The organism is Pseudoclavibacter sp. Marseille-Q434 (genome assembly GCF_050315415.1).
Taxonomy (GTDB): domain Bacteria; phylum Actinomycetota; class Actinomycetes; order Actinomycetales; family Microbacteriaceae; genus Pseudoclavibacter.
Map to the genome: position 1 here is coordinate 782,806 of NZ_JBNPQH010000001.1, position 20,861 is coordinate 803,666.

The 20,861-nt window shown below is 68.9% G+C and carries 22 protein-coding genes; 10 read left to right on the forward strand and 12 right to left on the reverse strand.

The annotated features are described in order from the left end of the window. Window positions 1-67: 67 nt before the first annotated feature. Together ACQFZP_RS03835 and ACQFZP_RS03840 are read left to right on the forward strand one after the other, a co-directional pair. Entirely contained in the window at window positions 68-1,612 is a 1,545-nt protein-coding gene (locus ACQFZP_RS03835) for a hypothetical protein (protein ID WP_211890394.1), read from the forward strand. Between the two features lie 213 nt (window positions 1,613-1,825). Continuing rightward, a complete protein-coding gene (locus ACQFZP_RS03840; RefSeq protein ID WP_211890395.1) occupies window positions 1,826-2,365 on the forward strand; it encodes a hypothetical protein in 540 nt (179 codons plus the stop codon). An 80-nt stretch (window positions 2,366-2,445) separates the two neighbouring features. Here ACQFZP_RS03840 and ACQFZP_RS03845 read toward each other — a convergent pair whose 3' ends face one another. The 6 genes from ACQFZP_RS03845 to ACQFZP_RS03870 form a co-directional block, all read right to left on the reverse strand. Next, complete coding sequence (locus ACQFZP_RS03845; RefSeq protein WP_211890396.1) at window positions 2,446-2,946, reverse strand: DUF1990 family protein; 501 nt, start codon at window positions 2,944-2,946, stop codon at window positions 2,446-2,448. 87 nt (window positions 2,947-3,033) lie between these two features. Continuing rightward, window positions 3,034-3,678, reverse strand: a complete 645-nt coding sequence (locus ACQFZP_RS03850; protein ID WP_211890397.1) for a hypothetical protein — start codon at window positions 3,676-3,678, stop codon at window positions 3,034-3,036. Between the two features lie 102 nt (window positions 3,679-3,780). Continuing rightward, entirely contained in the window at window positions 3,781-4,758 is a 978-nt protein-coding gene (locus ACQFZP_RS03855; protein WP_104312061.1) for a zinc-binding dehydrogenase, read from the reverse strand. Window positions 4,759-4,760: 2 nt separating this feature from the next. After that, entirely contained in the window at window positions 4,761-5,183 is a 423-nt protein-coding gene (locus ACQFZP_RS03860; protein ID WP_104312060.1) for an organic hydroperoxide resistance protein, read from the reverse strand. 2 nt (window positions 5,184-5,185) lie between these two features. Beyond that, the gene (locus ACQFZP_RS03865; protein ID WP_181026978.1) at window positions 5,186-5,644 is read right to left on the reverse strand and encodes a MarR family winged helix-turn-helix transcriptional regulator; all 459 of its coding nucleotides are present in this window, start codon (window positions 5,642-5,644) and stop codon (window positions 5,186-5,188) included. A 47-nt stretch (window positions 5,645-5,691) separates the two neighbouring features. Next, entirely contained in the window at window positions 5,692-6,723 is a 1,032-nt protein-coding gene (locus tag ACQFZP_RS03870; protein ID WP_249312019.1) for a hypothetical protein, read from the reverse strand. Here ACQFZP_RS03870 and ACQFZP_RS03875 point away from each other — a divergent pair. After that, window positions 6,689-6,919 carry a hypothetical protein gene (locus ACQFZP_RS03875; RefSeq protein WP_179556623.1) on the forward strand — a complete coding sequence of 77 codons (231 nt, stop codon included), beginning with the start codon at window positions 6,689-6,691 and terminating at the stop codon, window positions 6,917-6,919. The two genes, ACQFZP_RS03870 and ACQFZP_RS03875, sit on opposite strands and share 35 nt — an antisense overlap. Before the next feature lie 61 nt (window positions 6,920-6,980). Here the strand turns inward: ACQFZP_RS03875 and ACQFZP_RS03880 are convergent, their stop codons facing one another. Continuing rightward, window positions 6,981-7,622, reverse strand: coding sequence for a Pr6Pr family membrane protein (locus ACQFZP_RS03880; RefSeq protein WP_104312057.1), 642 nt, complete (start codon window positions 7,620-7,622; stop codon window positions 6,981-6,983). Window positions 7,623-7,686: 64 nt separating this feature from the next. On the opposite strand from ACQFZP_RS03880, the gene ACQFZP_RS03885 reads away from it, so the two are divergent. Next, window positions 7,687-8,712 (forward strand): sensor histidine kinase, encoded by a 1,026-nt coding sequence (locus ACQFZP_RS03885; protein ID WP_211890398.1) that lies wholly within the window; start codon window positions 7,687-7,689, stop codon window positions 8,710-8,712. Between the two features lie 36 nt (window positions 8,713-8,748). On the opposite strand, the gene ACQFZP_RS03890 is transcribed toward ACQFZP_RS03885, so the two are convergent. The 4 genes from ACQFZP_RS03890 to ACQFZP_RS03905 all read right to left on the reverse strand — a co-directional run bounded on the left by ACQFZP_RS03890 (window position 8,749) and on the right by ACQFZP_RS03905 (window position 13,263). Continuing rightward, window positions 8,749-9,642: an SDR family oxidoreductase gene (locus ACQFZP_RS03890; protein WP_211890399.1), complete on the reverse strand. Its 894-nt coding sequence runs from the start codon at window positions 9,640-9,642 to the stop codon at window positions 8,749-8,751. A gap of 72 nt (window positions 9,643-9,714) precedes the next feature. After that, entirely contained in the window at window positions 9,715-10,515 is an 801-nt protein-coding gene (locus ACQFZP_RS03895) for an SDR family NAD(P)-dependent oxidoreductase (RefSeq protein ID WP_211890400.1), read from the reverse strand. A gap of 62 nt (window positions 10,516-10,577) precedes the next feature. Next, window positions 10,578-11,471 carry an SMP-30/gluconolactonase/LRE family protein gene (locus ACQFZP_RS03900; RefSeq protein ID WP_211890401.1) on the reverse strand — a complete coding sequence of 298 codons (894 nt, stop codon included), beginning with the start codon at window positions 11,469-11,471 and terminating at the stop codon, window positions 10,578-10,580. Further along, window positions 11,458-13,263, reverse strand: a complete 1,806-nt coding sequence (locus ACQFZP_RS03905) for a glycoside hydrolase family 15 protein (RefSeq protein WP_104312052.1) — start codon at window positions 13,261-13,263, stop codon at window positions 11,458-11,460. The genes ACQFZP_RS03900 and ACQFZP_RS03905 overlap by 14 nt, the downstream gene beginning before the upstream one ends. Window positions 13,264-13,471: 208 nt before the next feature. Between ACQFZP_RS03905 and ACQFZP_RS03910 the strand changes: the two genes are divergently transcribed. The 6 genes from ACQFZP_RS03910 to ACQFZP_RS03935 are packed head-to-tail and all read left to right on the forward strand — an operon-like array spanning window position 13,472 to window position 19,775. Continuing rightward, window positions 13,472-14,536 carry an acyl-CoA/acyl-ACP dehydrogenase gene (locus ACQFZP_RS03910; protein ID WP_211890402.1) on the forward strand — a complete coding sequence of 355 codons (1,065 nt, stop codon included), beginning with the start codon at window positions 13,472-13,474 and terminating at the stop codon, window positions 14,534-14,536. Then, on the forward strand, window positions 14,533-16,047 hold the full coding sequence (locus ACQFZP_RS03915; RefSeq protein WP_211890403.1) for a PIG-L family deacetylase: 1,515 nt from the start codon (window positions 14,533-14,535) through the stop codon (window positions 16,045-16,047). The genes ACQFZP_RS03910 and ACQFZP_RS03915 overlap by 4 nt, the downstream gene beginning before the upstream one ends. Beyond that, window positions 16,044-16,874: a glycosyltransferase gene (locus tag ACQFZP_RS03920; protein WP_211890404.1), complete on the forward strand. Its 831-nt coding sequence runs from the start codon at window positions 16,044-16,046 to the stop codon at window positions 16,872-16,874. Before ACQFZP_RS03915 ends, ACQFZP_RS03920 begins: the two co-directional genes overlap by 4 nt. After that, a complete protein-coding gene (locus ACQFZP_RS03925; RefSeq protein ID WP_104312049.1) occupies window positions 16,871-17,395 on the forward strand; it encodes a hypothetical protein in 525 nt (174 codons plus the stop codon). The genes ACQFZP_RS03920 and ACQFZP_RS03925 overlap by 4 nt, the downstream gene beginning before the upstream one ends. Beyond that, window positions 17,392-18,819 (forward strand): phytoene desaturase family protein, encoded by a 1,428-nt coding sequence (locus ACQFZP_RS03930; protein ID WP_211890405.1) that lies wholly within the window; start codon window positions 17,392-17,394, stop codon window positions 18,817-18,819. The genes ACQFZP_RS03925 and ACQFZP_RS03930 overlap by 4 nt, the downstream gene beginning before the upstream one ends. A gap of 29 nt (window positions 18,820-18,848) precedes the next feature. Beyond that, window positions 18,849-19,775 (forward strand): aldose 1-epimerase family protein, encoded by a 927-nt coding sequence (locus ACQFZP_RS03935; RefSeq protein WP_211890406.1) that lies wholly within the window; start codon window positions 18,849-18,851, stop codon window positions 19,773-19,775. A 37-nt stretch (window positions 19,776-19,812) separates the two neighbouring features. Here the strand turns inward: ACQFZP_RS03935 and ACQFZP_RS03940 are convergent, their stop codons facing one another. Further along, window positions 19,813-20,859, reverse strand: coding sequence for a LacI family DNA-binding transcriptional regulator (locus ACQFZP_RS03940; protein WP_179556635.1), 1,047 nt, complete (start codon window positions 20,857-20,859; stop codon window positions 19,813-19,815). Window positions 20,860-20,861 lie beyond the last annotated feature (2 nt).

Genomic DNA, 20,861 nt, shown 5'->3' on the forward strand with positions numbered 1-20,861 from the left:
CCCACCCCTCTGCCGACGGCGCCGGAGCGCCATGAGTCCGACGCCCCCACACCTAGGACAAGAGACCATGACACGCGTCACCAGACGACTCCTCGCCGCACTCGGCACCGGGGCCATCCTCGCCACCGCGCTCGCCCCGCCGGCGCAGGCGGCACCCGACCCCCGCCTCGAGAGCACCGAGCTCGACGTCGAGGAGCTCCGTCTCAGCGCCACGCTCCCCGGCGAGACCGTTCCCTTCTCCACCCAGATGATCGCATCCACCGGGCTTGAGGCCGCGCTCGACAACTTCTCGGCCACGCTCGCCGGGACCGCACCCGACAACGCCGACACGCTTATCGTGGAGACGGGACGTGAGATCTGGGACATCGCCGTCCAGAACGCTCAAGACGTCGGAGCAGCCACCCGTTACGAGGACCGCGGTCTCTACTGGGCGCGGCTCGCGATGCGCGCCGAGGTCAAGGACTGGGCCGCCTCCTCCGCCGTCTCGGCTGAGCAGCTCACCGACCTGCTGCACATCCTGGAGGAGGCGACTCGCGGCCTGCTCGAGCTCGGCTTCGACGAGGACCCTGGCGTCACCAAGGTGATGATCAGCGGATTCGACCCGTTCCAGCTTCCCGCCCTGCTTGAGCGCTCGAACCCCTCCGGTGCCGTCGCCCTCTCCCTCTCCGGCCGTGTCATCGAGACGGCCTCCGGGCCAGTGCAGATCCAGGCCGTCGTGCTGCCCGTGACGTGGTCGCGCTTCGACGGCGGAATCGTCGAGGACGCGTACGGTCCCCAGTTCCTCGCGGGTCCCGCGTCACCCCAGATGGCGATGACCATCAGCCAGGGGCGCACCGGCTACGACATCGAGCGCTGGGCGAGCAGTTGGCGCGGCGGCGGCGTCGACAACCTCGACGAGCGCGCTCTCGAAGAGGCACCGGATGCGGCGGCGTGGCCGCAGACCGTCGACGGTGCGCAGTTCATCGAGACGACGCTGCCGTTCGAAGAGATGGTTGCCGCAGAGACGGGCCCGTTCCCGGTGCAGCTCAACAACGCCTTCTGCTACTCCTTCAGCGAAGCTCGGGATGACGAGGCGCAGTGTGTCGGCACGAACGACCCAACGGCGCCGCCCGAGGGATCCTTCGCAGTGAGTGGTGGAGGCGGCGACTACCTCTCGAACGAGAGCATGTACCGCGCGAACCGTCTCCGCGTCGGCCTGGACCGTCAGGATGTGGCCGGCGGCCACCTGCACGTCCCAGTGCTCGACTACGCCAACCTCGCCGCCAACCGGGCGACGAACGTCGAGCAGACGCAGCAGCTCATCTTGGCCGCGGCCGCCGCGCTTCCGACACCCGCAAGCCCGGAGCCCACGCCCACGGCAACCCCGTCAACCACTCCGACCGTCGCGCCCGAGCCCACGCAGGAACCGAAACCCACCGTTGCGCCTGAACCATCGACGGCTCCGAGCCCCGTCGAGACCGCGACGTCCGCGCCAGCGGCTCCCGTCGACGGTGACTCGAGTGCATCACTCGCCACGACAGGAAGCGCCGGATTGCCGTTCCTGACGATCACCGCGGTTGCGATCGCCGCACTCGGCTGGCTTGTCCTGCTGCTGCGTCGCCGACGCAGCTAACGCTCGCGTGGCGGGGAAGGTGGCGTATCCGTCTTCCCGGAGCCAGCACAGCCTCCCCGGCTCGCCGACCGCCGCCCCGACTTCGTGGGTCCAGACGGTCGGCCGGTCGGGGAGGAACCCACCCTGTGCGGATGAGCCGTGACGACGATCATCCCGATTTCGCTAGGCTCGCTGTGACACCAGCAGGGGGCAGCAACCGCCTTGGAGGGGATCATGCCGAACCGAGCACATCGCGCGGAGGAAGAGTCGCTCGTAGAGTTCCTCGCCGACTACACGCCCGATGAAGTGACGTTCTCGCTATCCACCGGCGAGACGCCGCTGCTCAGGGCGATGCTGAACCCCGATATCGAGGCCCGCCTGGGCATCGCTGAGCGGCTGCTCGACGACGGCGCGGATGCATCCGTCACCCTCTCGTCCGGTCTCAACGCCCTGCACCTGCTGTTCTCGAACCGCGAGCACGACCTCGACCGCGAGGCGGCGCTTGCCGCTCGGCTCATCGCGGGCGGCGCCGACGTGAACGCGATCTCAAAGCGGCAGGGACCGCCGCTGCTCACCATGATCGACTCAGGTATGGCCTCGCTGACCGGCATCGGCGTCGTCATCGACGCGATCACCGAGTCGACGATGATCGACCTCGAGGTCCTCGTCAACCGCAGAGGAAGGCCTCGAAAGACACTTCGCGAGGAGATCGCGACATCGGCGTGGCACATTCCCGAGGTGAGGGAGCGTCTCGGGATCTCGTATCAGCCCTGACCGAGGCGATAGCCTCGCCAGCCTCAGGTGGTCTCCCCGGAGCGTCGCTAGCCTCGACGGGGCATCCGGCGCGCTCAGCTTCAGGTCTCGCTTGCGGTCAATGCCCGAAGGTACCGGCGGGTCATCCGAGTCTGCACCGTTCGAGCTATTGGGCCGCCGAGGATGGTGAACCAGCGCGCGGGTGCGGAGAAGGCGACGATGCTGAAGGTCACAGTCCCGGAATCCGCCAGGTCCAGCACGAAGCGCTCCTCACCTCGCTCGGGGTGGCCGGGGAGCGTGCCGTAGGCGAAGCCGCAGGAGGTCGAGGTCCGCTCCGCCCAGACGACGAGGCAGGGGATCGTGAACTTCAGCGGACCCATCCGCAGTCGCATGACGACGCGCGATCCCTCCCGCAGGGGGACCTCCGAGAGCTCGACCGAGGCGCCAGCTCTGCTCTGCGCGCGGCCAGCGAGCAGGTCGTCGGCCGCCCGCTCGAACGTGTCGCGCCCGTGCCCGATGACCAGCGATTCGCGCACGTGGTGGTAGCCGTCAGGCAGTTGTCCGGCGGTCGCTCCGACCTCCGCGTACGTGAGCCGCGTCATGAGGTGCTTGCCAGCTCGCACATCATGCGGGCGAGCTCATGCGACGGTGAGGCGAGATACGCCGAGGCGGAGGCGGTCGGCATGAACCTAGAACCTCTCCTCCTCGTCGATGGCTGCGGGAGACACGACGGCGGCGATCTGCGTGCCCTCCTCCGCGCTCGTGAAGAGGGCCACGACGATGTCGTCGGTGACCGGCCAGAGGTCGACGTGCTGGATCCACGTCACCTCGAGCTTGTTGACTGCCCACGAGCCTGGCGCCGGCGCCTCAGCCCGAGGGGTTCCCCACTGTGCGATGAAGGCGGCTCGCACATCGCTCATGACCCGAGCGAGCGCTGCCACATCAGCGGGGCTCCCTGGCTCGTGGGTGTCGATGACGGCAAGCTCATGCCCCCACGCTGCCGTGGTGCGTGGCAGGCCGAGCACCACCACACGGATGGCGTCCGAGGGGTCGCGCCAGAGCGCGGCGAAGCTTCCGGTGCCGTCGGTCTGCCCGAGCGGGAAGAGGCGGTCGTACCCCGCTTCGTCCGGCTCGAACCAGCCGGTCAGCGACTCGGTGGGGGAGAAGACGATGCCGAGCTCCGCGGTTCCCGCGTATGGGGTGAGGAAGTAGCCGTTCCGGTTCTCGAAGCCCCAGCCCTGTCCTTCCATCCATGTCCACGCCCGCTCGAGCGGCTCGGGGATGGTCATACCGTCGGGGAGCTTCGGCGCCAGGAGGTCTGCGAGATGTGACATGCGTTCAGGATGGCCGCCGAGCTTGAGCGGATCCAGGGAGCGCCGTGCAGAACGCCCCGCCCTGTGACGGGCGGGGCGTTCGGGAAGCCGATGCCTGCGGCGCTAGGGGCGAAGCAGGACCTTGCCGACCCGGCCCGAGGTGAGGCTCGCCTCGACCGCGTCGGTGATCTGCTCGAACGGGAACACGTCGGCCACGGGAAGCGTCAGCTGACCCGAGCTGAGGTGCTGAAGCAGCTCGCCGAAGAGACGCTGCTTCAGGCCGGCGTCGATGGACTGGCTGACCTTGCTGCCCCAGAACCCGCGGACTGTCGCCTGCTTGAAGATGACGTCGCCGGAGGACAGCTCGAGCGTCGGTGACGCCATCGCGCCGAAGACGACGAGCTCGCCGTTCTCCGCAAGGAGCGAGAGCACCTCGCCAGCCGACTTGCCACCCACGGATTCGATGCCAACCTTGATGGGCGCACCACCGGTGATCGCCTCGACCTCGTCCCGCCAGCCGTCCACGTTCGTCGCGACGATGCGCTCGATGCCCTGCTCGCGAAGCTCGTCAACACCCTCGGACCGACGCACGAGGCCGACCACGTTGACGCCGCGTGCCGCCGCGATCTGGGCGACCATGCGGCCGACGGCGCCGTTCGCGGCGTTCTGCACAAGCCAGTCGCCGGACTCGAGGCCGAGCGACTCGAGCAGGCTGATGGCGCTGAACGGCATCGCGACGAGCTGCGCGGCCGATTCGTCCGGCACGCTGTCCGGGACGGGGATGAGGCCAGCGGCGGGGGTGGTCACGTACTCGGCCCACGCGCCGAACGATCCGCCGGTCGCTACCCGCTGGCCGACACTCAGCCCCTCGACGTCGGAGCCGATCGCATCCACGACCCCGACAGCTTCGGTCCCAGCTCGTGCGGGCAGCTCGGGCTTGAAGCCGTAGGTGCCGCGCACGGTCCAGAGGTCATGGTTGTGGATGGGGGAGAGCAGGATGCGCAGGCGCACCTCGCCGGGGCCGGGCTGGGGGAGTTCCTGTTCCTCGACCGTCAGGACGTCCTGCGGCTCGCCGAAGGTGGGATGGGTGATGGTGCGCATGATCAGTCCTCCGAGACCGTGATGGTGACGTCGATGTTGCCGCGAGTGGCGTTGGAGTATGGGCAGACCTGGTGTGCCGCGTCGGCGAGGGCCTGAGCTTCGTCGTGGGCCAGGTTGGGGATGACGACCTCGAGCAGCACGGCGAGCTGGAACCCGCCCTCGCCGTTCGGTCCGATCTGCACGCGTCCGCCGACGCTGGAGTCGCCGAGGTCGAGCTTCTTGCCTCGCGCGACGGCGTTCAGGGCGGAGTGGAAGCAGGCTGCGTACCCGGCGGCGAACAGCTGCTCGGGGTTCGAGCCAGCTCCCGACCCGCCCATCTCCTTGGGTACGGCCATCGTGAGGTCGACGGTGCCGTCGCTCGAGACGACGCGACCGTCTCGGCCTTGGCCGGTCGAGAGAGCTTCCGCGGTGTAGAGCACGTCCACAGCTAGTCCTTCTTTCCTTGTGCGTCCGCCTGGTCGGCGGTGGCTTGCATGGTCTCGGTCAGGTGCTGGAGGGTGCGCAGCAGCGCTGCACCTGATTCCTCGGTCCCGAGACCGGTCCCCGCGGCGATGCGGGCTGGGATGTGCGAGAGCTCGGTGCGGAGCGCGACGGCTCGGTCGGTGAGCCTGACGTCGACAATCCTCTCGTCGTCCTGGCGACGTTCGCGTGCGATCAGGTCCGCCTGGGCCATGCGCTTCAGCAGCGGCGACAGGGTGCCGGAGTCGAGCTGCAGCAGCTCGCCGAGTGTCTTCACCGACTGCTGCCCGTCGTTCCAGAGCACGACGAGCACGAGGTACTGCGGGTAGGTGAGGCCGAACGGCTCCAGGAGCTTTCGGTAGGCCTGCGTGGTCGCCCTGCTCGCCGCGTAGAGCGAGAAGCAGATCATGTCGTCGGTAACGGGCATGTCTAAAGCATTGCACACAACTCAATTGTGCACAATCGAACAGTGCATCAGTCATCGCCGTCGAACAGTCCTCCGTCGAGCACCCAGTTGTAGCGGAGGCGGAGCGCGCGTTCGGTGCTCGCCACCAGGCTCGCGACGACGAGAGAGATGTTGAGCCACGACGGAAGATGGATCGGCGAGGAGAACGTGCCGACCCGATCCGCGATCGGCGGGATGCTCGTCAGCTGCTCTGCGATCTGCGGCACGCCGAGCACGAGCGCGACGACGAGGATGCTCACCGAGGCGATGCCGAGGAAGCGGCCCAGGCCGGGCCGGTCGCGCTGCAGTCGCGCTCTGCGCCCCTCTGCGGAGCCAGGGTCGGGCACCAGCTGCTGTTCGCGTCCCTCCGCCGAGACGAAGTGGCAGCGCTTGAGCCCGTAGCCGCTGGCGACGACCTCGATCGTGCCGCCGGGGGCCTGGAACAGGGCGGGGAGCTTCGACTGCGCCACATGGCGTCCATCCCGGTAGAGGCCCGCCACAACCTCGCCGTCAGAGTCTCCCCAGAGCTTCACGTCCACCGACCAGAGGTGCTGCACGCCGTCGCCTTCGACGAGCCGGAGGTGGAACAGGGCTCGTGAGAAGGGCTGCCACCACCGATACCGCTTGAGCTCGTGGCCATCGCCGGCCGTCACCCTCTGGGCGGCCCGCTTGCGCTTCCAGTCCGAGAACATCGCGGCCACGGTAGCAAGCGGCCCTGCGCGGCTCCCGGACACCGTGACCGGAACGTAGCCGTTCGGGGTCCTGCAGCCGGATAGATTGAAGTCTTCCCAACCCGGAGGATCGCCCGTGACTGGCCCGTCGCCCAAGAAGCGCTCCCGCGCCGGAAGAGCCTCTGCCAAGCGCGCGCCGACGACAGCTGGTCCAGGCCGGAAGCGGGTCGCGCCGCGCTCAGCGTCCGCGACGTCGAGGCCGCGCACGCCTCGCCGCGCGAGCACGCCGCCTGCCAGGGGCGCCCGCACGAGCGCGAGCAGATCGGCGCGGCCAGCCGCCGCGAGGCGAGCGCCCGTGTGGTGGATGCAGGCGAAGCCGGTCACCTCCACGCTGCGCTATCCGCGGCTCGCCGCGCTCGCATTCCTGCTGGCGGTCACGCTCGTGACACTCGCTGCGACACTCGGCATTCTCTGGCTCTTCGTGCCGGAAGTCGCTGCGCGTACGGTCGAGCAGGCTCTCCTGCTGGCCCTCGGACTCGCCCAGGTCGTGCAGTCCGCCGTCTCGTGGCTCGGGTCGGTGCTCTAGCGCCTCGAACGTACAGGCCACCTGTCACGGTCTCCCTCACCCGGTCTCGCATCCTCCACGTTCAGCCGCGCACATACCCCCGGAAGCGGCTCGCCCACCAGACGAACGTGGCCGCCACGAGAAGAGCACCGAGCAGGCCCACGACGTGCAGGAACAGAGAAACGGGCCCGTGCTCCGGCAGCAGGAACCCGTAGGGCACCCAGCCGTCGGTCGCACCTCGGAGCAGCACGACGAGCATCCAGAGCAGCGGGTAGGGCAGCACGACCCACAGCCGCTGCCAGGCCAGTCGCGGGCGATCACCGACGAGCAGCCAGTCGAGGACCACGTAGGCGGGGAAGACGACGTGCAGGATGGCGCTCACCCACGGAGGCGCAGAACCGGTCCCAGGCACGAGCGTGTTGTAGATGACACCCACGATGATCATGCAGCTCGTAGCGACACCACGGAGAACCGCGAGCCATGCGGGAGCATCGCGCCCGAGCATGGCGAGCACTCCCGCCGCGATGAGGAGTCCGCTCGTGATGAGGCTCGTCTGATTCGTGAAGTAGCCGAAGAAGTCGAACGGGTTGCTGTCGCCGACACCGATGCGGCCGACGTAGGTGGAGACGAGCATCGCGATGACGGCGAGACCGACGCCGATCCGCACCACGCCGACAACTCGGCGTGCCGACTTGGACGCCTGGTGCTCTGTCGTGCTCGTCATCTGCGTCAGCCTAGGGCCGCAAGGCTGGCACAGGACTGCGACCCGCGCTCGTAGGATCTGGAGCGTGACCGACGACTTCCCCCTTCGCGACCCCGCTGCCACCACCGCCCACGTGGCGGAGTCCGATCTCACCGACGCCATCGACGAGGTCCTCGATGCCGCGATGGCGTTGCTCTCGGAACGCGGCGATGCGGCGGTCGAAGATGGCGACCTCGATCCCGTCTTCCGCGCCCACGTCGTGGAGATCCTCACCGAGGCCTGGACGAGGCTCGCGGGACTCCGCGATTTCGGGTACCTGCAAGCCCCCGCCTCGCTGGACCTCGGCCTCATGCAGGCGACGGCCGACGTGCTGCTCGCCCAGGGCCTGCACCCGGCCCAGCCTCTCGTATCGGCGAACGTCCTCTTCGAGGTCGCCCTTCCCGCGTTCGCTTCCCGGATGCCGGTGCCGACGGTGACGGTCGCCCAGGTGCTGCACTCGAGCGTCTTCGGCAGGTTCGTCCCGGGGGCCCTCGCCTACGCCGAGACGCTCCGCGGCCAGCTCTCCGGAGTTCAGCGCGTCGCGGAGCTCCGCCTCGCGCGTCAGCTGCGGGAGTCGATCCTGCCCGAGCTCGGCGGTGACCGTCCCGCTCGAGCAGCGGCGCTCGTCGACGCGCTCAGCTGGGACCTCGAGCACCCGGCACCGCAGGACTTCCCGGACGCCTTGTTCGAGTACGCGAGCCACGATCTGCCGATCCTGACGCCTGTGGAGGTGACCGAGATCGGCACCAGGGGCCGAGTCTCCGCGCCCGCAGCTGAGGAACTGCACGCCATCGCGGTCGAGGCGATCAGGAACGCGCGGCGTCACGCTGGGGCGAGTCGGATCGACGTCGTGCTGCTCTGGCGGCCATCGACGCTGGTGCTCACGGTCACGGACGACGGACACGGCGCCGCCGCGCCGCTCGAGGAGCTCGGGGCACGAACTCACGGCATCGCATCCATGCGGCAGCGGGCGGCGCTTGTCCACGCACGCATCCGCTTCGAGACGAACGAGACGGGCACGACCGTGACGCTCACGTGCCCGACGGATGCAGACGAGGACGCCCGCGCCTGAGGCGCGGGCGTCCGACGTCGACGAATGAGCCGAGTGCTACGGCGTGGGCATGCCGCCGTTCACGTTGAGCGTCTCGCCGAGCACGTAGCTCGACTCGGGTGAAGCCAGGAAGACATACGCGGGCGCGAGCTCTGCTGGCTGCCCCATGCGCCCGAGCGGTGTGTCCTCGCCGAACTGCTCGACCTTCTCCGGCGGCTGGCCGTCCGTGACCTGGAGGGGCGTCCAGATCGGGCCGGGAGCGACCGCGTTGACGCGGATGCCCTTCGGCGCGAGCTGCTGCGCGAGGCCCTTGGTGAAGGCGTTGATGGTCGCCTTCGTCGATGCGTAGTCGACGAGGATCGGAGCCGGCGAGTAGGCCTGGATCGACGTGGTGTTGATGATCGTCGACCCCGGGGGGAGGTGCGGGATCGCGGCCTTCGAGATCTCGAACATCGCGTACACGTTGACCTTGAACGTCTCGTCGAACTGCTTGCTCGTGAGCGTCGTCAGGTCCTCGTTGTAGATCTGCTTCCCGGCATTGTTGACGAGGATGTCGAGTCCGCCGAGCTTCGCGACGGCAGCATCCGCAAGGCCCTTCACGTACTTCTCGTCGGTCAGGTCGCCGGGCAGCTGCACGACGTTGACCCCAGCGTCCTGGGCGATCGCGGTGATGCGGTCTGCATCCTCCTGCTCTTCGGGCAGGTAGGCGAGCGCGACGTCTGCACCCTCGCGGGCGAAGGCGATGACGGTTGCAGCCCCGATGCCGGAGTCGCCGCCCGTGACGAGGGCGCGGCGGCCCTTGAGTCGGCCGGAACCCTCGTAGGTGCTCTCGCCGAGGTCGGCGGTGTCGCGGAGCTTCGCGTCGAGTCCCGGCTCCGTCTGGTCGTCGGAGTTCGGCTCGATCTCGCTGTAGAGCTTGGTCGGATCGGTGAAGGTGTACTGATTGGCCATGTTCGACTCCTGTTCGTTCGGTTGATCGTTCGTGGGTGAGGGGAAAGCGAGTCCGCGCGAAGCGGATGACGCTCAGATGGTCGCTACCGAGCCCGCGTCGACTCGGTAGTTCGAGCCGTTCACGAAGGAGGCTCGGTCTGAGCAGAGGAAGGCGATGACGGAGGCGACTTCGTGGGCCTCCCCGCGGCGGCCGAGCTCCATGTACGGGCGCTCCTCGTCGAGGAACGACTCGATGGCCTCGTCGAAGCTCGTGCCGAGCTCGTCGGCGCGCTTCTTCATCATCGCGTCGGTCATGGGCGTCGAGATGAAGGCGGGGGACACCGCGTTCACGAGCAGTCCCTCGGAGGCGTAGCTGCGGGACAGCCCCTTCGAGAGCGCGAGGATGCCCGCTTTGGCCGCGCAGTAGGGCAGCTCGTCGTCGTACGGCTGGACCGCATCCTCGGAAGCGAGGAACACGATGCGCCCCCAGCCGCCCTTGCGGAGCGAGGGGAGGAACTGGCGGACGAGGCGGACCGGCCCGAGCAGATCGATCTCGACGGTCTTGGTCCAGCCCTCGTCGTCGATCTCATGGAAGAGGCCCTGCGCGCCGGTGATCCCGGCGGACTGGACGAGGATGTCGATGTCTCCGACGTGCTCCTGCACGAAGCCGTGGAGTTCCGCGAGATCGTCGAGCTTCGTGATGTCGGCGGCGTACGAGTGGAGGCGCCCCTCGGGTGCGTCCAGTTTCGCCGCGGCCGCCGCCAGCGACTCCTCGTCGCGGTCGCTCAGGACGACGGTCGCGCCCTCTTCGAGGAGCTGCTTCGCGGTCTCCCAGCCGATGCCGGAGTCGCCGCCCGTGATGAGTGCCTTCTTGCCGGTGATGCCTAGATCCATGTCTTCTTCCCGTCTGCGATGTTCGTGTGGTGTGCGGTGCGGTCGAGTTGAGGATGGAGACGTCAGGGAGCACCGGTGGTCTGCCCGAAGACAGACGCGGCGCGCCCGCGGCCCATGCCCTCGACGGCGAAGATCGACCCGCTCAACGGGGCGTCGACCAGGTCGCGTTCCGTGAGGTTCTCGCGCGCCGTGCCGACGAAGAGGGTCGACAGGGCTTGACCGCCGAAGGCGACGGACGTCACGTTCGGGGCGGGAACGCTCAGATCCCCGAGGGGGTCGCCGTCTGAGCTCCAGTGCGCGACGCTCCCGGCTCCGTAGATGCCGTTCCAGAACGAGCCGTCGACAGCGCGTGCGAGACCATCCGAGTTGCGACCGCGGATGAACGGCTCGAGCTCGCCGAGGTCCTCGGGGCCGGGTCCGTACGCTGCACGGTAGATCGTCTGCGTCGAGGTGTCAGTGACGTACATGGTGTCGCCCGAGTCGCTCCACTCGAGGCCGTTGGTCGTGTGGAACCCGCCCAGCAGCATCCGCACCGTTCCTTCGGCGTCGAACGTGTAGAGCGCGCCGTCTGGGGCCGTCGAGGTCATGTTCATGGAGCCGACGACGAAGCGGCCGAACGGGTCGACCTTGCCTTCGTTGAAGCGGATGCCACCGTGCGAGTGCTCGACCGAGGCGAGGGTCTTCGTGAGGCGACCGTCAGCGTCGAGCTCGACGATGCGGTCCTGGAGTGAGGCCACGAACCCACCGCCCGCGGCTGGCTGGATGGCGCTCACCGGAGCCGGGAGCTCGGCGACACGGTCGTCGCTGCCGTCCCTCGCTCCGTCGATGCTCCCCAGGTGGAACGTGCCCTCGGTGATGTCCACCCAGGCCAGGTCCTCCGTTCGGGCGTCCCACCAGATGCTCTCCACGAGCACGGAGCGCAATTCGCGAAAGACGGTCGGCTCACCGGTCATCATGGGCCTCCTTCGGCACCAGGTCCTTGATCATGAGGGCCGCGTTGATGAGCGCCAGGTGACTGAGTCCCTGTGGCAGGTTGCCCCAGAACGCTCCGTCGCCTGCGGCGATCATCTCGGCGAGCAGGCCGACGTCGTTGGTCTGCGTCACGAGGTCGTCCATGGCTGAGACCGCTTCTTCGTGCCTGCCCACGCACGCGAGCGCGGACACCCGCCAGAAGGCGCAGGCCACGAACGTGTGCTCCTCCGCTGAGACGCCCGAGTACCGGTAGAGCAGCGACCCCTGGCCGAGCTCCCGAGTCAGGGCGTCGATGGTGGACGACATCCGCTCACCTCGATCGAAGCCGCTCGGCGCATGCAGCAGCACCGAGGCGTCGAGGCGGTCCGTCCCGGGGTGCATGACGTAGCTTGCGAGGTCCTCGGACCAGCAGTGCTCGTCGGTCCAATCGTGAATCCGGTCGCGTTCCGCCTTCCAGCGTGCGACGTCGCCGTTGATGTGCGAACCCTCGGCGAGCGCGATCGCGTCGGTCAGCGCCTGCCAGCACCCCATCTTCGAGGACGTGTAGTGCTGCTCGTCCCCGAGCTCCCACATCCCCGCATCGCGGCTGCGCCACTCGTCGCACACCTTGTCGGCGACCTTGGCGAGCAGGCGCGCAGTCTCGACATCCAGCAGATTGCCATCGTCGACGTAGGTGCGGCTGATGGCGATGAGGTCGCCGTAGATGCCCAGCTGGAGCTGGCCCTGCGCGGGGTTGCCGGAGACGACGGGGCCGATGCCGCGCCAGCCCGGCACGTCGTATTCGACGACGCCGGCGCAGGTCGAACCGCCGAGCGAGTACATGACGAGGACGTCTGGCCCCTGCTCGCGGATGGTCCGGAGCAACCAGGAGATCGCAGCGTGCGTCTCCTCCCGAAGTCCGAACCAGGTCAAGGAGTGTGCCGTGTAGGCGAGGTCACGGATCCAGGCGAAGCGGTAGTCCCAGTTCTTGCCGCCAGCGGGGTTCTCTGGCAGAGAGCTCGTCGCGGCGGCCGCGATGGCACCGGTCGGGCTGTGGATGAGGAGCTTGAGGGCGAGAGCGCTGCGCTGAACCTGCTCGGACCACGGACCCTCGTAGGAGAACTCATCCGACCAGGTCAGCCAGCTGTCGATCGTCCGGTCGATGCCCTGGTCGACCTTCGCCGGGTCTGGCACCCGGAGCGGCTCGCCTTCCGTCGCTGTCAGGACGAGGAGGTGCCGTGAGCCCACGGTGGTGGTGAAGTGGCCGTGGAGTTCGGCGGGGTCAGCGCTGGTCGGGTCGGAGGAGGCCGGGCCGTGGTCTGAGCCGACGACGGCCATCGACAGCTGACCGCAGCGGATGATGGTGTGCTCGCCAACCCGGTCGAGCCACGGGGACTTGGTCCCGAGCATCGTTCCGGGCGAGATCTGCCAGGTGAACTCGACGGATCCGTCGAGCCCCTCCACACGACGCGCGAACTCGGCCCAGGGGAGGCGTCCGGCGACTCCCGTGACCATGGCGTCCGTGACACGGGCGACGCCGCCGGCGGTCGTGAAGGTCGTCTCCAGCACGTTCGTCTTCTCGATGTAGCGGCGTGACGATTCGTAGGCCTCGCGTGGGACGAGCTCGACGGATCCGCCTGTCTCCTCGTCGAGGATGCGCGCGAAGACGGGTACGGAATCGAGGTTCGGGAGGGGCAGCCAGTCGACCCGACCGTTCGGGGCGACGAGGGCGACGGTGCGGCCGTCGCCGAGGGCGGCGTAGTCGCGAAGGGGGAGTCCGGGGGGAGTCTTCGTCATGAGGGTGACGACGCTACGGGACGTCCCGGCTGACTCCGTGGGAATTTGCTCCGCGTGCCTGGGCGTCTGTCGGTACTCGTGAGCGCGCGTGATTACTGGGTTGCGGGACCGGTGTCAACCCTCCCGTGGACTCACGGTCGAGGTGCGTAGCGTGCCACGTTCGGGCCATGTGTCGGTTCCGTTGGATGGACTTCCGGAAGGAGAGCACGTGTCTGAACGCTTCCAGGGCATCGACGTCGATCCCGGATTCTGGGATGGTTCGTCCGCACTCCTGGCGGCGGCTGGCTCGTGCAATGGAGTCGCTGCGCCGCTCATCGACGCCCTGCGCGCTTCGCCCTCGCCGCCAGTTCCCGGCAACGGCAGGACGCGGTCGCTGTTCGGCTTGCTCGCCAGCTTCGGCGCGCTCGACCTGACGGCCGCCCGAGTCATCGAGCCGCATTTCGACGCGGCGGCCATCATGGCCCAGTCCGGTTCCTCGATCGACCCCGGGACGAGCTGGGGGGTCTTCGCCTCCGCCTCGCCTGTCGAGGTCCGGTGGGAACCGGAGTCGGCGCGCGACGACAGCCCACCGCGTCGCGCGACCCTCTCGGGAACGAAGCGGTGGTGTTCCCTCGCGTCGAGCCTCGACCGCGCGCTCGTGACGGCGTCGGACCATCACGGCGAGTGGATGTTCGTGCTCGACCTCAGCCAGGACGCCGTCAGTCCTCATGAAGGGGGCGCGCCCCTCACCGGCCTCAGCGGGGTGCCAAGCGGACCGGTGGAACTCGATGCGGCGTCAGCGTGGACCGTCGGCGACGATGCCGACTGGTACACCTCGCGTCCGGGCTTCGCCTGGGGTGGCATCGGCGTCGCGGCCGTCTGGTTCGGTGCCGCTGTTGCGCTCGGTCGGTCGCTTCAAAGCTTGGCGAGCTCTCGTGAGCCGGACCAGCTGGCGTGCGCCTGGCTCGGGGAAGCCGACCGCCTGCTGCATGGCATCCGCGTGCAGCTGGAGGACGCGGCCGACCGCATTGACGCGGGGACGGCGGACTGGGGGCTCGCGCAGCGGGTGCGCGGGAACACGGCGAGCGGATGCACACGGCTCCTCGCGATCTGCGGGGAAGCGCTCGGACCGGCACCCCTCGCCTTTGATCCCGTCCACGCCAGGCGCGTCGCGGACCTGACCATGTACCTCCGGCAGCATCACGGTGCGCGCGATGACGCGGCCCGCGGCCGGTCGCTCTCCGATGCGGTTCGGGCAGAGCACGATGCGTCGCCCGGGGGAGGAGCCTCGTGATCGGGGCCGCGCAGCCTGCGTTCACGCACCTGCGGGGCGGAACTCCCGAAGCTGCCTGGCTGGAGGCTGGCGTCACCGGCTTGCCGAACCTTGATCCTGAGCTGTTCGCGCTGGACCGCGGAGCGGAGACGTTGCTGCTGGTCGGCGCGGCGCATCCCGACGACGAGTCCCTCGGCGCCGCAGGACTCGTCGTCTCCGCGCTCGCCGTGGGCGCCGATGTGAGCGTTCTGCTGTGCACCAGGGGTGAGGCCTCCCATCCGGGGTCGCAGAGCGTCTCCAAGCAACGCCTCGGCGAACTCCGACGGGCTGAGTTCGAGGTCGCTCTCCGCGAGCTGCACGAGGGTGCGGCGGTGATCGCCCGCCAGGCTGGACGTGCAGTCGGTCGCCTCGACCTCACCGAACTCGGACTGGCTGATGGGCAGCTGTCGAGCGCCGTCGACGAGATCGTAGCGGCCGCAGGATCGAGGCTGCGCGACGGCCCGGAGCGGCGGCTGGTCGTTGCTGCCCCGTACCGGCGGGACGGGCACGCCGACCATGACGCCGTGGGCGAGGCTTTGGCCCGAGCTGCTCTCGGCGCCGGTGCGGTGCTGCTGGAGTTCCCGATCTGGTTCTGGCACTGGGCAGACCCGGTGACGGATACGGAGTGGCGCCACTGGCGGAGCCTCCCGCTCGCCCCGGAGGCCGCCCAGGCGAAAGACCGCGCCATCTTCGCCCACGCGTCCCAGGTGCGTCCCCTCTCCGACGCTGCAGGCGACGAGCCGGTGCTGAGCCACGCGCACCAGCAGCACTTCCGGCGTGACCTCGAGGTCTTCCGGGTGACGGCTTCCGCCACCCGCGACTCCGGCTCCGCGCGCTGGGCCTTCGACGAGGTCCACGCTGCTGCGGTCGACCCGTGGGAGCTTCGCTCGAGCTGGTACGAGCGGCGCAAGCTCGACGTGCTGCTCGCGATGCTCCCGGCCGAGCGCTACGAACGGGCCCTCGAGATCGGCTGCTCGATCGGCGAGAGCACGTCGAAGCTCGCGGGCCGGTGCTCCCGGATCCTGGCCGCGGATGCGAGCCCTGAGGCGTTGAGGCTCGCCGAGGAGAGGCTGACGGGCAGCGAACATGTCGAGTTGGTCCTCGCGACCCTCCCACGTGACTGGGCCGCGCTCGACGTGGCGGATGGGCAGCTGGACCTCGTGGTGCTCTCCGAGACGGGCTACTACCTGGCCGAGGATGAGCTGTGCGAGCTCATCGCGAGGTCGCGTCGGGCGCTGGCCCCGGCGGGAGTGCTGGTGCTCTGCCATTGGCGTGGTCCCATCGTCGGCTGGCCGCTCGACGGAGATCGCGTCCACTCGCTGACCGCCCGTCTCGGTATGCGCCGCCTGGCCTCCTACTCGCAGGAGGAGACGCTGATCGACATCTACGAGAACGGGAACGACGCTGGGAGTTCCTGCTTCGCCAGCCCGTCCATGACTGCGACGGCGGCCTCGGACGTCGACAGCGGCCGACGTTCGGAAGAGCCCTCGTGAGCGTCGCGTCGCGACCACGAGGCGTCGACGAGGATGCCCGCATTCGCGACGTGCGCATCGTCGTCCCGGCACGCGATGAGGAGCGCACACTCGAGACCTGCCTCACTGCGCTGACCGCAGCGATGGACGCCCTCGGCAGAGCTCAGCGAGACTTCCACGTGCGGGCTCACGTCGTGCTGGTTCTCGACTCATGCCGCGACTCGAGCCTCGAGATCGCAAAGCGCGCCGCGGACCGCGATCCCCGCATCCACCTGATCGAACGTGCGCACGGATCCGTGGGCCGCGCGAGACGCGACGGTGTCCGTACCGCACTCACCCTGTCGACAGCCCACTCGGGTGACACCCCATTCGAACTGCACAGCGTCTGGATCGCCTCGACGGACGCGGACTCGGCTGTGCCGAGGGACTGGCTGGTCGGGCAGCTCGAGTTCGCCGACGACGGAGCCGACCTGCTGCTCGGCACGGTGCTCCTCGCGCGCAGCGGCGACCCCCGAGACACGGAACTCGAGACCAGATGGCTCGAGGACTACGTCTTCGAGGAGGGTCATCCCCACATCCACGCCGCGAACCTCGGTATTCGAGCCTCCACGTACCTGCAGGCCGGCGAGTACCCTCCACTGCGCGAGCACGAGGACGTCGAGCTCACCTCGGCGGTCATACGGCTCGGTGGCGTCGTGCGCTCGAGCGCCAGACATCCGGTCGTGACCTCCGCACGTACGACCGGACGCACCCCCGGAGGGTTCGCGATGTTCCTCAGCCGTCTTTGCGGTGAGGAGCAGACACCACGAGAGAATCAAGAAACGACGATCGTCAGGAGCATCCGATGACAACGACACGAGGCTTCGACCACGAGGTCTACGCGGGCTACCTCAACGCGCACCTCCTTGCCTCGGAGGCTGGCCTGAGGGCCTTCAAATCCGCCACTGCCACCTGGGCGGGCACGCCCCACGAGGAGACCATGCGTGTACTCGTGGCACACATCGCCGCAGACCGGCGCGACCTCAAGACGCTGATCGAAGGGCTCGGCTACCAGGAGTCCTTCCTCAAGCTGTGGCTCACCAACGGCGCTCGTCTCGCGGGCACCTTCAACCCCGTGAACATCCTTCGCCTGCGCCGTCGACCGAGCACCCAGCTCGAACTGGACATGCTCACTGGAATGGTCCGCGCCAAGCTGTCCATGTGGGAGGCGCTCATCGCGGTGCAGCCTCGCGATCCGCGCCTCGTGCTCTCCGGGCTCGAAGAGCTCCTGGCGCGTTCGCAAGCGCAGATCGATCTCCTCCAGAGCATCAGCCAAGACTCCGTGGAGGAGCGCTTCCTCGAGCAGGCCTCGAGGGACGTCAGGTCATGAATCGCCGCGCGATCGTCGTCGGCGCGGGGCCGAACGGCCTCACGGCAGCGGCGCTGCTCGCCAAGCGCGGCGTCGAAGTCGTCGTCTACGAGCGCGCCGCGAAGATCGGGGGAGCGTCCAGGTCGGCGGAACTCTTCGGCGACGGGTATGTGAGCGATCTCGGTGCCGCGGCGCATCCGATCGGCATCGCGAGCCCCGCCTTCCGAGAGCTGGAACTCGAGGCCAACGGTCTCACGTGGGTGCACCCTGACATCCCGATGGCCCATCCGCTGCCAGGCGGTCGCGCCGCGATGCTGCACCGGGACATCGAGCGGACCGCCCACGAGCTCGGCGTCGACGGGCCGGCCTGGAGGTGGTTGCACGAGCACTTCTCGCACCACCCGTTCGAGACGGTGGAGAACACCATGGGGCCGCTCCTGCGGATCCCGCCGCACCCGTTCGACATGGTGCGCCTCGGAGCGCTCGGTGCGCTCCCCGCCGCGACGATCGCCGGCCTGCTCTTCCGCAGCGGAGCCGCCAAGGCGCTGTTCGCTGGCTCATCCGCGCACGCGACGCTCCCGCTGACCCACGCGCTGACCGCGGCGTTCGGCATCACCTTCGGCGCGCTCGGCCACAGCACCGGATGGCCGGTCGCCAAGGGCGGTTCGAGCAGCATCACCGACGCGCTCGCCCGGGTCGTGCTCGCGCACGGTGGCCGCATCGAGACGAACGCCGAGGTGACCGACCTCCGGGACCTGCCGGACGCCGACGCGGTGCTGCTCGACCTCACCCCGAAGCAGATCCTGCGCGTCGCGCACGAGCAGCTGGGGTCTCGGTACGCCGCCCACCTCGCCGGGTGGAAGTACGGGGTCGGCGTCCATAAGATCGACTACCTGCTCGACGGTCCGGTGCCGTGGGCGGATCAGCGCGTGACCGGTGCCGGCACCGTGCACGTCGGTGGTCGCATGCAGGAGATCGTCGCCGCGGAGCGGGCCGTGAACCGTGGCCGCATGCCCGACCGCCCGTTCGTGATGGTGACGCAGCAGTCCAACGCGGACCCGAGCCGCACCCACGACGGCAAGCAGGTGCTGTGGACCTACGCGCACGTCCCCAACGGAGCGGACCTCGACGTGCGTCCCGCGCTCGAGGCGCAGATCGAGCGCTTCGCCCCTGGCTTCTCGGAGGTCATCCGTGACCGCCGCGAGTGGAAGCCCAGTGCCCTCGAGGCCTGGAACCCGAACCTCGTTGGCGGCGATATCGGCGGAGGAACGCTCGCCGGCACGCAGCAGATCTTCAGACCTGCTCCGTCGTTGCACCCGTACCGAGCTGGCCGCCGTGGACTCTACGTCTGCTCCTCGTCCACCCCGCCAGGGGGAGGAGTGCACGGGATGCCGGGGATGCACGCCGCGCGAGCCGTGCTGCGCGATTGGTCACGCAGCCGCTGACCGCGGGCTCCGAGCGCTACGGTGGATGCATGCACCCACCCGTCACCGGCGTTCAGCACCATCTCGAGAATGGGCGTGTCCGCGTCGCGGTCGGCACCGTCGCGGCGGTGCTTCGATCTCTCGACGTCGACGGCGTGCAGCTGGTCGAGGACTTCGGCGACGACGTCCTCCCGCCGTTCGGGGCCGGCATCACCCTCTTCCCGTGGCCGAACCGGGTCCGCGATGGCAGATGGAGCTTCGGCGGCAAGACTCAGCAGCTCGACATCACGGAGCCGAGCAAGGGCAACGCGTCGCACGGCCTGCTCCGAAACACCGAGTACGCGGTCCTCGACACCGATTCCTCGAGCATCGAGCTGGGGGCGACGGTCTACCCCCAGCACGGATGGCCGTTCACCCTCCGACACTGCGTTCGGTATCGGGCGAGGCAGGACGGACTCGAGGTCACGCACACCGTCGCCAATCTCGGGGCGCAGGACGCGGTGTTCGCGGTTGGCGCGCATCCGTACTTCCGGCTGGGCGACGAGCCCATCGGGGACCTTGTGGTCACGTCCGACCTGACCGAGCGGGTCCTCCTCGACGACCGCCTGCTCCCTGTCGGCACGGAGCCTGTCGTCACCGGAGGCGAGTTCGACCTGACATCGGGACGCGAGCTTCGGGAGCTCGACCTGAACTACGCGTTCAAGGTCCGCCCGAGCGGCGAGAAGACGCTGGTCACTCTCTCGTCCCGGTCGGGCGCCCGACTCGAGTTGTGGGGCGACGACGACTTCCGGTACGTCCAGCTCTACACGCCGAGCGACTTCCCTCGTCCCGAGGGGCACCATGGCGGTACGGGCCTCGCATTCGCTGCGGAGCCCATGACGGCACCACCGGACGCCCTGAATTCCGGCACCGACCTCATCCGGATCGAACCGGGCGGGGTCTGGACAGCCTCGTGGGGAGTCACGTTCACGAGATAGCGGAAGCCTGCCTGCACGGCTGCCGCTGCCGTTGCCGTCAGATGCCGGAGCCTGAAGACCGTCGTACGACGAGGCGCGGCTCGATGAGCAGCTCATGCGGCAGCGAGTCGTTACCGGCCTCGGCTTCGATGAGCCAACGCGCCGCCTCGCGTCCGATGACGCCGTTGTGCGGGTCGACTGACGTGAGGGAGACCCCGGCTATCGACGCGAGGAACGAGTTGTCGTACCCGGTGAGCGCCACGTCCTCGGGGGTCAGCCCCCGCTCATCGAGAGCACGCTGCACGCCGAGGGCTGCGAGGTCGTTCGCCGCGATGATAGCTGTCGGCGGGGTCCCGCGAGACAGCAGGCTGGTCGCGGCCACGTAGCCGCCGAGTTCGGTGAAGTCGCTGTCCTGCACGTGCACGTGACGCGCGAGCCCGTGCGTGGTCATGGCTTCCTCGTACGCCTCCGCTCGGCTGCGACCGACGGCCGTCACACCGCCGAGGTGCGCGATATCGCTGTGCCCGAGGCCGGTGAGGTGCTCGACGAGGAGGGCGAGGCCCTTCCTGTCATCGGTTCGCACGCTGCCCGCGTTCGGAAGGCCCTCCGCCAGGCCCGAGGCCACGACGACCGGCCGGTCCTCGGCGAGCGATCCGAGTGACGTCACATCCGGGAGGGAACCCGCGATGAGGACGCTTCGGGGACGCAGGTCGCTGAGCGTCGCGATCGTTCCCTCGTTCAGCCGACGAACAGTCCCGGATTTCGGCAGCACGGCGGTTGTCATCAAGCCGCGGCGCCCTGCCCGGTCGAACTCCAGGCTCGCGGCGTCGATGATCTCGGCGAAGACCGGATTCACGGGGTCGGCGACGAGGATGCCGATGAAGTCGCTCATGTTCGTCGCGAGGGAACGGGCGAGCAGGTTGGGGCGGAAGCCGAGCTCCTCGGCGGCCGCGAGAACGCGCCCCTTGCGAGCTTCACTGACCTTCTCCGGGTCGCTGTAGACGAGTGACACCAGAGACTTGGAGACGCCAGCGACCGCAGCCACATCGCGGATGGTCGGACGCTTCGCGGGATTCGCGACAGGGCCGCGCTCTTGTTCTGACAAGA